The organism is Chitinimonas lacunae (genome assembly GCF_042650885.1).
Classification (GTDB): Bacteria; Pseudomonadota; Gammaproteobacteria; order Burkholderiales; family Chitinimonadaceae; genus Chitinimonas_A; species Chitinimonas_A lacunae.
Window position 1 is genome coordinate 3323534 of the sequence record NZ_JBHSBU010000001.1, and the last position, 12399, is coordinate 3335932.

11 protein-coding genes and 1 riboswitch are annotated in these 12399 nt (G+C 63.3%); of the genes, 3 read left to right on the forward strand and 8 right to left on the reverse strand.

All coding sequences use genetic code 11. The features are described 5' to 3' along the window. Nucleotides 1-248 precede the first annotated feature (248 nt). The 8 genes from ACFOW7_RS14285 to ACFOW7_RS14320 form a co-directional block, all read right to left on the reverse strand. Complete coding sequence (locus ACFOW7_RS14285) at nt 249-677, reverse strand: hypothetical protein (RefSeq protein ID WP_378165415.1); 429 nt, start codon at nt 675-677, stop codon at nt 249-251. 18 nt (nt 678-695) lie between these two features. Then, entirely contained in the window at nt 696-1007 is a 312-nt protein-coding gene (locus ACFOW7_RS14290; RefSeq protein WP_378165416.1) for a hypothetical protein, read from the reverse strand. Nucleotides 1008-1377: 370 nt separating this feature from the next. Continuing rightward, a complete protein-coding gene (gene hslV / locus ACFOW7_RS14295) occupies nt 1378-1911 on the reverse strand; it encodes an ATP-dependent protease subunit HslV (RefSeq protein WP_378165417.1) in 534 nt (177 codons plus the stop codon). Between the two features lie 102 nt (nt 1912-2013). Then, nucleotides 2014-3261, reverse strand: a complete 1248-nt coding sequence (locus ACFOW7_RS14300; RefSeq protein ID WP_378165418.1) for an STAS domain-containing protein — start codon at nt 3259-3261, stop codon at nt 2014-2016. A 97-nt stretch (nt 3262-3358) separates the two neighbouring features. Continuing rightward, nucleotides 3359-5374 (reverse strand): penicillin-binding protein 1C, encoded by a 2016-nt coding sequence (pbpC, locus tag ACFOW7_RS14305; protein ID WP_378165420.1) that lies wholly within the window; start codon nt 5372-5374, stop codon nt 3359-3361. 288 nt (nt 5375-5662) lie between these two features. Continuing rightward, nucleotides 5663-6556, reverse strand: a complete 894-nt coding sequence (locus tag ACFOW7_RS14310; RefSeq protein ID WP_378165422.1) for an ATP-grasp domain-containing protein — start codon at nt 6554-6556, stop codon at nt 5663-5665. 138 nt (nt 6557-6694) lie between these two features. Beyond that, complete coding sequence (locus tag ACFOW7_RS14315; protein ID WP_378165424.1) at nt 6695-7018, reverse strand: rhodanese-like domain-containing protein; 324 nt, start codon at nt 7016-7018, stop codon at nt 6695-6697. An 84-nt stretch (nt 7019-7102) separates the two neighbouring features. Further along, the gene (locus tag ACFOW7_RS14320) at nt 7103-7753 is read right to left on the reverse strand and encodes a protein-L-isoaspartate O-methyltransferase family protein (RefSeq protein WP_378165426.1); all 651 of its coding nucleotides are present in this window, start codon (nt 7751-7753) and stop codon (nt 7103-7105) included. Nucleotides 7754-7866: 113 nt separating this feature from the next. Beyond that, nucleotides 7867-7970: riboswitch (TPP riboswitch) on the forward strand. Between the two features lie 74 nt (nt 7971-8044). On the opposite strand from ACFOW7_RS14320, the gene thiC reads away from it, so the two are divergent. The 3 genes from thiC to ACFOW7_RS14335 all read left to right on the forward strand — a co-directional run bounded on the left by thiC (nt 8045) and on the right by ACFOW7_RS14335 (nt 12384). Further along, nucleotides 8045-9940 (forward strand): phosphomethylpyrimidine synthase ThiC, encoded by a 1896-nt coding sequence (gene thiC / locus ACFOW7_RS14325; protein WP_378168041.1) that lies wholly within the window; start codon nt 8045-8047, stop codon nt 9938-9940. Nucleotides 9941-10264: 324 nt separating this feature from the next. Next, nucleotides 10265-11176 carry an aldo/keto reductase gene (locus ACFOW7_RS14330; RefSeq protein WP_378165428.1) on the forward strand — a complete coding sequence of 304 codons (912 nt, stop codon included), beginning with the start codon at nt 10265-10267 and terminating at the stop codon, nt 11174-11176. Nucleotides 11177-11454: 278 nt separating this feature from the next. After that, the gene (locus ACFOW7_RS14335) at nt 11455-12384 is read left to right on the forward strand and encodes a DUF1186 domain-containing protein (protein ID WP_449252233.1); all 930 of its coding nucleotides are present in this window, start codon (nt 11455-11457) and stop codon (nt 12382-12384) included. The last annotated feature ends 15 nt before the right edge of the window (nt 12385-12399 follow it).

A 12399-nucleotide genomic window follows, 5' to 3' on the forward strand; every position in this document is an offset into this window, starting at 1 on the left:
CTCGATGGATGGGGACTGCTTGTCCCAGGCAAGCAGATGGGGCCGGCTCACAGCGATTTCAACCGCAGGACTGCATTCACCATATATTTAGAGAATATATTTATTTTTCAAATATACCGTATGTATATCTAGCAGATGATTTTCCTGTTTTTTTCTAAAACCTAGATAGCCGAATTTCCCGTGAAAAAAGAAAGGCGACCCGCCTGTTGGCGGATCGCCCTTCTGCCTTGACGTCCCGACGGCGACGTCTAGGTTCTGACCGGCGGTTGCGCGGCCTGGGTCATCAGTTCGTTGGCCCGATGGTTATGGGTCACGACCTGAGGACAGCGCTTGCACGCTTCCCGACCTTCCTGGGCCCACCACACGCAGGTAGCACGGATGGCACAGGGTGCGAGCCGGTCGAATACCACCGGCACGGCCTCGACGATGCGCGTCACCAACGAGCAGTGATGACCGTCGTGGTGCATACAGCTCGATTTGGCGCACGGCGCGGCGACCCGGAACACCTCCTCCGGTGCCACATCGCCCAGGCGCTCGACCAGCTCGGCCGTGGGCGATACCGCTTCCTTCAGATAGGTGACCTCGGGTGCATCGGCCGAACCGCCGACGATGCCGATGATCTGGGCCCCCTCGCTTTGCCAGGGGGCGCTCGGGCACATGGCTCCTTGCGTGCTCATCGCCGCCGTACCCTGGGCTTAGCCCAGCAACTCCACAGCGGGCGGGGGCGGCATCAGACCCATGATGACCGGCGGCTTCTTGATCGGCGGCTTGATCGGCAGTTCGATCGGCTTGAGCTGGGAGATGCCGCTGGTTTCGTTGCCAGCCAGCAGGCCGACCGTGATGCCGCCGCCATCGGGCAGCTTGACGCCGGTGGCGCCCGATACGGCTTCCATTTCTTCCAGCGACAGCTCACGGACCTGACGAGCACGCTCGACGGCGCCACCGATCAGTTGTTCGACTTCCAATGCCTGCACCGCGTTGGGGCGGCGCATTTCTTGTTTACTCATATAAAACTCCTCGTGCACTCAAGGTGCTATTGACGTTGTTATTGCATTTTTACGGCTTTGCCCTGTTTGCGCGGCCGTGGCCGTTGTCAGCTCATCCAATAAAACAGGCGTACTGAAAATGACCAGGTATTTCCTAGTGGCGCATTTTTACGGGGAGCAAGACCCGTATTCAGGGCAACGATGATTCTTGCATAGGCCGGAGATTTTTTGGATATCCAGGCAATTTATATTCATCAGATCGAAATGAGATAAGAAGCGGGTCGCAGTGGCAGAAAAAATTATTGGCGTGGTTGGTCGGGGAGTTGTCACTACCCGGCCAAGCCGCGCCAATCAATGATTACAGCAGGCTTACCGCCTGCGGCAAACCGTATTACAGCGTTTCAATCACATGATTGTGATTGGTGTAAATGCAAATATCACCCGCAATCATCAGCGATTTCTTGACTACCGTGTCTGCCGGTAATTCAGTATTTTCGAACAAAGCCTTGGCGGCCGCCTGGGCATAGGCCCCGCCCGAGCCGATGGCGGCGATGCCCTGTTCCGGTTCCAGCACGTCGCCGTTGCCGGTAATCACCAGGGTGGCAGTCTTGTCGGCCACGATCAGCATCGCTTCGAGCCGGCGCAGCATACGGTCGGTCCGCCAGTCCTTGGCCAGTTCCACGGCCGAACGCAGCAGATGGCCCTGGTGCTTTTCCAGCTTGCCTTCGAACCGCTCGAACAGGGTAAAGGCGTCAGCCGTGCCGCCGGCGAAACCGACCAGTACCCGGTCGTGGTAGAGCTTGCGCACCTTGCGCGCCGAGGCCTTGATCACCACATTGCCCAGCGTGACCTGGCCGTCGCCACCCAGCGCGACCTGGTCGCCGCGTCGGACCGAGACGATGGTGGTTCCGTCGAATTGCTGCATAACTGACCTTCCGGCTTAGCGCCTGATTAAACACCGTACAAAGATGAGGGGGCTTGCCATGATTGCAAGCCCCCTCTGTGCTGCCACCGGTCGCGACCGGTGTTATTTCTTGCGCACCACCTTGGCCACTTCGGCGATGCCCATGATGCGGAACAAGGCCACGATCAGCTCATTGGCGCCGACGATCTCGATAGGTTTCGACTGGGCGGTCAGCGCCACCAGCTCGTTCATCAACATGCCGCAACTGACGAAATCGACCCGGGGCACGCGCGAGAAGTCGATGCGGACTTCCATCCGGTCGGCCGCATAGTCGTGCAGTCCGGCAAAGGTCGCTTCCGTCGCGGCGACGATGGGGCCGTTGAAGACATAGCCGTCGGTGGGCGGCGACTCGAAGGCCTCGGCCTGTTCGGCCTGGTATTTGGCTTCTTCGGCCGCCACTTCGGCGGCGGTCTTGGCCTTGGTGGCCACGTCCCACGAGGGCGGCGACACCTCGAAGGTGACGGCGTAATCGACGGCGGTGTTCTCGAAATCTTCCTGGAGGCCCAGCATCTGGTAGACCTCCATCAACAGCAGCCAGAACGGTGCCTCGTCGTCGATCCGACGCATGATCTCGATCCGGCTTTGCAGCAAGGCGGCGAACTGGGTGGCGCCCGAGACCTGGAATTTGTATTTGGCTTTCTTGAATTTGGCGTAGCGCACCAGCATGGCGTGCGCGGCGCTTGAATCGAGTGCGACGATCTTGCCGAATTCGACCCGGACCGGGCCGGCGGCGGCCAGCTTTTCCAGCTGGTCGAGCTGAGTCTCGATATTTTCGGCGCCAAGCACCGAGGGGAATTGGAAGAACGGCCCGCCCGCCTTGGCCTGCTGCGGCTTCTTGCTCGATTTGGCTGGGTCGCCCAGGTCTTGCCAGATGGGGGCGCTGCGCTCGAATTCGACCACGAATTGCAGGGCCAGCTCTTCGAATTCGATCCGTTTGCCCTGCATCTGGTACAGGTCGAACAACATCAGCCAGGTATCGAAGGCATGGTGGCCTTCGACGGTTTCGAGATCGGCAGCCAGGATGGCAATGGCGTCATCGACCTGATCGTTGGCATAGCAGATCGCCGCTTCTTCCATGGCGGGCGAGATGATCTCGCTCGATTCGACCACATCGATCCGGGCACTCGAGATGGTGTTCTGGCCCATGGTGGTGAAATCGAGGCTGAGGCCATCGGCCGGCGAATGGGCCTCGGGCGTGGCGGCAGGCGGTACTTCGCTGCCATCGGCACGCTTGGGCTGGACGATACGCGGCTGTTTCTGCTCCGGCTTTTGCGGTTCCGCGTCTTTTTTCTTGAAAAACGAAAACACCACGATCGTTGCCTTATCTATGCTGGACGCGCCGAGTATAGGGCGCAAAACACCCATTGTAACCGCTTCATGATGGCAGATGGGGGCGGTGGCTGCCGTCTCAAGCGGGGCGGCCACGCACCTCGAAGGCCACCCGGGCAAGCTCGCGGCCGCTGGCGTCGCACAGCGCCAGTACATGGCGTCCGGGCGTCGGTGCCCAGAAATATGGCCCGGCCGGCGCTGTCAATAATTGGCCATCGAGCCGCCAGCGCGCCGCAATACCACTTGCCCGGAATACCACGCGCTGCCGCTCGGCCGGAATATCGGGGTCAAGCGCCAGCATCGTGCCATGGGTCGGATACACGATAGCAGGACCATGGAGGGCGGCCGCAAGTTCCACCTGCTCAAGCTCGGTGCCGGCGATAAACCATTCGCGCCGGCTCGGTTCGAGTGCCGGCACGAACTGCACCGTCCGCTCGCTCAGTCCGGGCGGTGGCGCAGGCGGGGCGGACGGCCCGCTGGCCAGCAGGGCAGTCATGATGCTGTGCCAGGCGGGAGCCGCGCCGCTGACTCCCGATACATCCCACATCGGCTCGCCATCGGCATTGCCTATCCATACCGCCACCGTATGGCGCTCGCTAAAGCCGACTGCCCAGTTGTCGCGCATATCCTTGCTGGTGCCGGTCTTGACCGCCGCCCAGCCGGGGACGCCCAGCGGATTGTCGAGGCCGAACGCCGGTGCCCGGGCGGCACGGTCGGCCAGCATATCGGCCACGATCCACGACGCCTGCGGCGACAGTACGGTCCGCCCCGCCAGCGCGGCGCCCGGCGTCAGCCGATAGGGCGACCAGTGGCCGGCCCGCGCCAGCGCCCGATAGGCATTGGCCAGATCGATCAGGCTGACCTCGGCCGCGCCCAGGGCCAGGCCATAGCCGTAATGGGCGGCGGGCGCGGGCAGGTTCAGGCCAAATGCCTGTAGCTGCTGGCGGAACGGTTCGAGCCCGAGCAACTGCGCGGTGCGCACGGCCGGGATATTGAGAGAGGAAGCCAGCGCACGCCGCACGCTGACCGGGCCACGGAACAGATGGTCGTAATTCTGCGGCGTATAGGCGCCGGCACCGGTATCGATACTGAGCGGCGAATCGTCGAGCAGCGACGCCGCCGTCAGCAGCCGCCGCTCGATCGCCTGGCCATAGAGCAGTGGCTTGAGGGTGGAGCCGGCTTGACGCGGCGCCATGACCGCATCGACGAACCGAGCGCTGCCGCCGTCGTCGCGCCGGCCGACCCAGGCGAGCACCTCGCCGCTCTGATTGTCGAGCACCACGGCTGCGCCATCGCGCACATTGCGACCGGTCAGCGCGCCGATCTGCTCGCGCAGCACCGTCCGCACCAGTCGCTGCAACGAGGCATCGAGTGAAGTCTGCAACCGTTGCCCTGCCACGGGCTTCAGCAGTACTGGCAATTCGGGCGCCAGCGCCGGGGTGGGGGGAGGCTGACGCGGCGTGGTCAGCACGGCGTCGATATAGGCACGCAGCACCGGACAGGTCGGTGCATCGGCGATGCGCGCCGCCAGCCGGCACGCCCGCTCGCCGACCTGGCGCGCGGAGGCGTTGGGAGCGGGCAGCAGGCTGACCAGCAACAGGCTGTCGCGGCGGTCGAGCGCATGGGGGGCACGTCCGAGCAGCAGCCGGGCCGCCGCGTCCACGCCCTGCTGCTCGCCGCGGAAGGTGGCCAGATTCAGATAGGCTTCGAGGATCTGGGATTTTTGCCAGCCCGCTTCAATGCGCCACGCTGCCCGCATCTGACCGAACTTCTGTCCCAGGCTGCGCCCGCCCGAGCCGGTGCGTAAGGCCGGATCGAGCAGCCCGGCCAATTGCATGGTCAAGGTGCTGGCGCCGCGTCGCTCGCCCAGGGTGCTGTCACGCAGCGCGCCGGCCATGGCTGACCAGTCCACTCCACCATGTGAATAGAACTGCCGGTCTTCGGCCAGCAACAGGGTGTCGAGCAGCGCCGGCGAGATGGCCTCAAGCGGCACCCAGTCGAGTCGGCGTTGCTGGAAATCGCTGCGGCTGATCTGGATCAATTCGCCGTGGCGATCAAGCAGATAGGCTTCCGAACTGCGATGTGCGGCACGCACCTCGGCCGGCGACGGCGAGGTGCCGCAACCGGACAGCAGCGCCGTCAGCAGCCAGAGCGGGAACTTCGGCCAGGACGGCCAGTCTGTTGCAGGGTGATCGCGCGACGGCCAGTCTGTCGCGTTATCGGGTTTCTCCTCTGTCTCCTGTCCCCTACAGGATACGACTAGCCGGCGCGGTGCCACCGCGCCGATTTTTTTTGCCAGTGCCGACCAGGCAACAGCAGAAAAAATTCCTTTTCTATTCAAGCACACCACACGTATTGCAGTAGGTTTTCCTGATGTTTTCCATTAGCCCCGGCCAAGCCGCTTGGCCAGTCCCTGGGCCAAGGCTTCGGCCGCCTGCGGCCGGAAGCGGAAGAACAGTTCCGGCTCGACCAGCTCCAGTTCCATGATGCGCAGCCGATCGCCGTCTTCGACCAGATCGACCCGGGCATACAGCGGCAATACCGGACAGGCCGCCACGGCGCGCTCGGCAAACTCGATCTCGGCCGGACTCGGGAAATACGGGTGAACGATGCCGCCATGGTCATCCTGCACCCGGAAGTCGCCCGGCGCCGGGGTCTTGCGGATCGCATGGCTGAAGCGACCGTCGATCACCATCAGCGACAGCTCGCCCTGTTCGAGCACCGTCGGCATAAAGGGCTGGACCATCATCGCTTCGCTCACCAGACAGCTATCGAGCTGCGCTTGCAGCAAGGCCGGCGTGCCACGGAAGGTCAGGCGGGCGGAACCCGAGACGACCGGCTTGATCACCAGTTCGTGGCAGCCCAGACGCGCTGCCAGCATTGCCAGATCAGCCGTACTGCCGCGTTCCAGATATAGGGTGGGGACGATGGCCACGCCCTGTTCGGCCAGATCACGCAGATAGCGCTTGTCGAGATTCCAGCTGAGCAGGTCGTAGCGATTTTGCAGTGGCAGGATACGGGCCACGTTTTCCAGCCACGGCGAGAATTCGTCGTAGCGCTCGAAATAGTCCCAGGTGCTGCGAAACAGTGCGGTGCCGGTATTCGACCAGTCGTGCTGCGGGTCGTCCCAGGCCACCCGGGCGGCGCTCAGGCCCAGGCGTTTCAGATGGTGCAGCAGCCATGCCTCTTCAAGCAGTACCTGGCAGCCATACGGCTCGTCGAGCGGCGGATTGAGCAGGCGGCGGTCGGTCAAGATGGCGACATCAAGGGCAGGCATGGCAGTTTCCGGGAAAAATCACCGCCTGGGGCGGTGGACCCGTCACGCGGCGATCAGGGCCGGGGCCCGGACAGTAGAAGTCGACACGGCGTGAACGGGAGACAGGGCGGATTCGGGTCGGCTTCCGCCGCCGGGGCATCAGTAGCGCGGCATGGCCGGATCGACCTGATCGGCCCAGGCGGCCACGCCGCCGCTCAGATTGTATAGCGTCTCGAAACCGGCCCGTTCGAGATAGGACGCCACCTGGTAGCTGCGCATGCCATGGTGGCAGATCGCCACGATCGGCGCTGCTTCGTCGAGTTCCTGCATCCGCTCGGGGATGGTCTGCATCGGTACATTGATCGCGCCATCGATACGACAGCGGTCGAATTCCCACGGCTCGCGCACATCGAGCAGCAGCGGGCGCGGCCGGCTGGCGTCGGCCAGCCAGGCGGCCAGTTCGGTCGGGGTCAGGACTTCCATCTCGTCTCTCCTAGGCAAACCGGCCCAGACGGGCCGGTATCGGACAAAAAAGCCGGCTCAGGGGCCGGCTTACGCTATGGGACATCAGAACTGGAACTTGGGCGCCGGCGGGACGTTACGCAGCGGCTCCAGCACGGTCTCGAACAGCTTCTCTTCCTTGACCGCGCCGCCGACCTTGGTGAACAGCGAAGCGCTCATCACCGGCAGCTCGCCCACCACAGCCCACAGCCGGCCGCCTTCGGCCAGTTGGCCCAGCAGCGCCTCGGGGCGGGTGGGGTAGGAGCCACCGGCCACGATCACATCGTAAGGCGCATGGCGGTCCCAACCGAGGGCGGCATCGCCCGTTTCGACCGTGACATTGAGGCAACCGGCCGCCTTGAGCTGCTCCCGCGCGGCATCGGCCGTGGCCGGGTCGATCTCGACCGAATAGACATGCTTGACCAGATGCGACAGCAGCGCCGTCAGATAGCCCGAGCCGGTACCGATCTCCAGCACCCGGTCGGTGCGCTTAAGGCCCAGTTCCTGCAAGACCCGGGCTTCGAGCTTGGGTTGCCACATGCGGAAACCATTACCCAGCGGCAGCTCCATATCGACAAAAGCCATCTGGCGATGGGCTTCGGGGACAAACTGCTCACGTTTCACGTGAAACAGCAGATTCAGGACGGTCTGGTCGAGCACATCCCACGGGCGGATTTGCTGTTCGACCATATTGAAGCGGGCGTTTTCCCAATCCATTGGGGCATCCTTTCCACAACGAAAACGCCGCGAAAGGCGGCGCTTTGAGTCATTCGATTTGGCATCGATTAATCGTTGTAATTATTCCATATTTGCTTTAGCTTCACAGCATTTCCAGACGCTAGGGGTTCTTCCGTCAATGATGGACGGAGGATGAGACAAACCCTCAGCACCTGATCCGGTTAACACCGGCGTAGGGAAGCGTCCTGCGGCACCGCGTCCGCGCGTCCGTCTTCCCTGCGTCGCCCATCCGAGGAGATCCCTCCAGTGAACGCGCCGCACCAGAAGAAGATCCTGTCGCAGACTGCCCATGTGGACGAAGCTGCCGTCCAGCCCTTTCCCAATTCCCAGAAAATCTACGTCGAAGGCAGCCGGCCCGATCTGCGCGTGCCGATGCGCGAAATCTGCCAGGCCGATACGCCCACGAGCTTCGGTGGTGAAGCCAATCCGCCGATCTATGTCTACGACACGTCCGGCCCGTACACCGACCCCAAGATCGCCATCGATGTGCGAAAAGGTCTGGCCCCGCTGCGCGCCAGCTGGATCGAAGAGCGCGCCGATACCGAACTGCTGGCCGGCCTCTCGAGCGAATACGGCCGTGCCCGCGAAGGCGATGCGTCGCTCGACCATCTGCGCTTCGAGCTGACCCGCAAACCGCGCCGCGCCCTTGCTGGCCGCAATGTCACCCAGATGCATTACGCCCGCCAGGGCATCGTGACGCCCGAGATGGAATTCGTGGCGATCCGCGAAAACCTGCGCCGTCAGGAATACCTGGCCAGCCTGCAAGCCACCGGCCCCAACGGCGCCCGGATGGTCGAGCTGCTGGCCCGTCAGCATCGTGGCCATAGCTTCGGTGCCGCCATCCCCGAGCAGATCACCCCCGAGTTCGTCCGCGACGAAGTGGCGCGCGGCCGCGCCATTATCCCGGCCAATATCAACCATCCGGAATCGGAGCCGATGATCATCGGCCGCAACTTCCTGGTGAAGATCAACGGCAATATCGGCAACTCGGCCGTGACCTCGTCGATCGAGGAAGAAGTCGAGAAGATGACCTGGGGCATCCGCTGGGGCGCCGACACCATCATGGATCTTTCGACGGGCAAACATATCCACGAAACCCGCGAATGGATCCTGCGCAACAGCCCGGTGCCGATCGGTACGGTGCCGATCTATCAGGCGCTGGAAAAGGTCGATGGTCGTGCCGAGGAGCTGACCTGGGAGATCTTCCGCGACACCCTGATCGAGCAGGCCGAGCAGGGCGTCGACTATTTCACCATCCACGCGGGCGTTCGCCTCGCCTATGTGCCCTGGACCGCCAAGCGCATGACCGGCATCGTCAGCCGGGGCGGTTCGATCATGGCCAAGTGGTGTCTGGCGCATCACAAGGAGAATTTCCTCTACACCCATTTCGAGGAAATCTGCGAAATCATGCGCGCCTACGATGTGAGCTTCAGCCTGGGCGACGGCCTGCGGCCCGGTTCGGTGTGGGACGCCAACGACGATGCGCAACTGGGCGAACTCAAGACCCTGGGCGAACTGACCCAGGTCGCCTGGAAGCACGATGTCCAGACCATGATCGAAGGCCCGGGCCATGTGCCGATGCAGTTGATCAAGGAGAATATGGACCTCCAGCTCGACTATTGCAGCGAGGCGCCGTTCTATACGCTGGGTCCGCTGACCACCGATATCGCGCCGGGCTACGACCATATCACCAGCGCCATTGGCGCCGCCCAGATCGGCTGGTACGGCACCGCCATGCTGTGCTACGTCACGCCCAAGGAGCACCTGGGTCTGCCCAATAAGGACGACGTCAAGGAAGGCATCATGGCCTACAAGATCGCTGCCCATGCAGCCGATCTGGCCAAGGGCCATCCGGGTGCGCAGATCCGCGATAATGCGCTGTCCAAGGCTCGCTTCGAATTCCGCTGGGAAGACCAGTTCAACCTCGGCCTCGACCCCGACCGTGCCCGCGAATACCACGACGAGACGCTGCCGCAGCAAGGCGCCAAGGTGGCCCATTTCTGCTCGATGTGCGGACCGCATTTCTGCTCGATGAAGATCACCCAAGATGTGCGCGATTTCGCCGCCAGCCAGGGGGTGTCCGAGCAGGAAGCGTTGCAGAAGGGCATGGAAGTGAAGTCGATCGAGTTCGTCAAACAAGGCGCTCAGGTCTACCACAAGCTGTAAGCAGCCAATGCTTGAGTCGTCGCTTCAGGCGACTCTTCTTTGAAGGCAGGTATGCATTTATTGCATGCCTGTTTTTGTTGATGTGCAAGATTCTGTCTTGCAATTAGGCAAGAAGGCATTCGGAAAAGGAATGTCTTAATTGGTGGAATCGCCTCCAGCGCAGTCTCCAGGTGAAGCAACCGGACACTTCCGGCGCCCATGGCCGTGAAGGCGCAGACAGGGAAGCGTCGCGTCACCCCTGCGAGCGGGGACCGCTTGGAGGCCGTTTCTCATGCCAACCCGTGCCGGACAGTCCATGTTCGCGCCAGACAGGAGCCAGCTCCCATGAGTTCTACCCCCGTTCCTCGCCTCACCCTCAGTCGTGACGGTCCCGAATTTTCCCGGCTGGTGGCCGGCACCTGGCGGCTCGGCGAGTGGCAATGGCCGCTGGCGCGTCGTATTGCCTGGATCGAAGCCTGTCTGGAACTCGGTATCACCACCTTCGACCATGCCGATATCTACGGCGGCTATACGGTGGAGGCCCTGTTCGGCGAAGCCCTCAAGGCCCGTCCCGATCTGCGTGAACGCATCGAATTGGTCAGCAAGTGCGGTATCCGGCTGGTCCACCCCAATCGGCCGGAACACCGGATCAAGTCCTACGACACCTCGCGCGCCCATCTCGAAGCAAGCGTCCATGCCTCGCTCAAGGCACTCGGCACCGAGCGGCTCGATCTGCTGCTGATCCACCGGCCCGACCCGCTGATGGATGCCGATGAAATCGCCAGCGCCTTCGAGTCGCTCCAGCGCGCGGGCAAGGTGCGCCACTTCGGTGTCTCCAATTTCACCCCGTCCCAATTCGCCCTGCTCGACAGCCGCTACCGGCTCGTTACCAACCAGATCGAATGCTCGCTGCTGCACCTGGCCCCGATGCTCGACGGCACGCTCGATCAGGCCCAGCAACTGGGCCGGGCGCCGATGATCTGGTCGCCGCTGGCGGGCGGCCGGCTGCTCCGTGGTGAAGACGACAGCGCCCGCCAGGTCCAGACCACCTTGACCAGCCTGGCCGCCAAATACGCGGTCAGCGCCTCCACCTTGGCCCACGCCTGGCTGCTGCGCCATCCGGCCCGCCCGCTGCCCATCGTCGGCAGCTCGCGCCTGGAAGGCTATCAAGAAGCCGCGGCGGCCTTTTCAGTCGAGCTCGAACGCAGCGACTGGTACGCGCTCTGGTCGGCCTCCACCGGCGCACCCGTACCCTGAGACGGACATAGGCCGCAAGGCAGAAAGCCGCCACCTCTCCCACCCGCTTTCGTCTCCAACCCGGCCCCCTCCCGCCACCGCTCACGCACCTATCCTGCATCCGCGACGGCCTCTGCTTCCGAAGCTGGGAGCGGGGCAGGAGTCTGAGTCGGAGTCAGCAAGAGTTTTGCGCTATGAAGCTTAATGCTCAAATAGCGAAGTCCGATGCATCAGCCTCTTTCGTGGCGGCAAAGCCCAGGCTGATAATGGCGGCTTTGCCGTTCTGAGCGGATCTCGCCATGTCCCTGCCCCATCTCGAAGCCCTGCCCTCGGATCTCCAGCGTTATCACGACGCCGCGCCCGCTGCCTCGCTGGCGGCAGTGGTGGCCGATCCAGCGCGTTACGCCGATCCTCTGCTTGCCGAACTCGACCGGGTTGCTGCCGATCCGGACTACGCCAGTGGCGACGATCCGTGGATGCTCCATATCTATGCGCTGTTCCTGCTGGCTGGCTGGCGTGAAACGCGGGCCTTTCCTGCGCTGCTCCAGCTGGCACGGATGCCCGAAGATCAGCTCGACGCCCTGCTCGGCGACCATATGACCGAGACCCTGCCGCGCGCGCTGGCTGCCTGCTGCGACGACGACGGCAAGCTCCACACGCTGGCACTCGACGAGTCGGCCTCGTTCTGGGGCCGCAGCGCTGCCTTCGATGCCCTGGCGATCCGGGTACTTGAGGGCGACAGCGACCGGGCCGGGCTGGTGCAGTGGCTGGGCGACACCGGACGCGCCCTGTTTGCCCGTCTCCCGGCCAGCACCACCCAGCGCGACGAGGCCACCAACGAGACGGCAGAACTGCTCGATACCGTGGTCTACACCGCCACCCAGATCGGCGCGGCGGAGCTGGCCGAGGAAATCCTGGGCTGGTACGACAAAGGCTGGATCAACCCCGAACTGGCTGACCGCACCATGCTGGCCGAAGACCTGCAACAGCCGTTTGAAGCCTGTCAGGCTGCGCTGCGTGAACGGTCCTCCGGTGGCTATCCCCGCGACGTGCTTGAAGAGATCGGCACCTGGGCCTGCTTCAGCGAAGACGATCTCGATGAGCTGGACGAGGACGAAGAAGACGGCGAGCCGCAAGCGCCTTTCCGCCGCGAAGAACCCAAGGTCGGCCGCAACGATCCCTGCCCGTGCGGCAGCGGCAAGAAATTCAAGAAGTGCCACGGCGCCTGAGGCCGTGTCTCATTG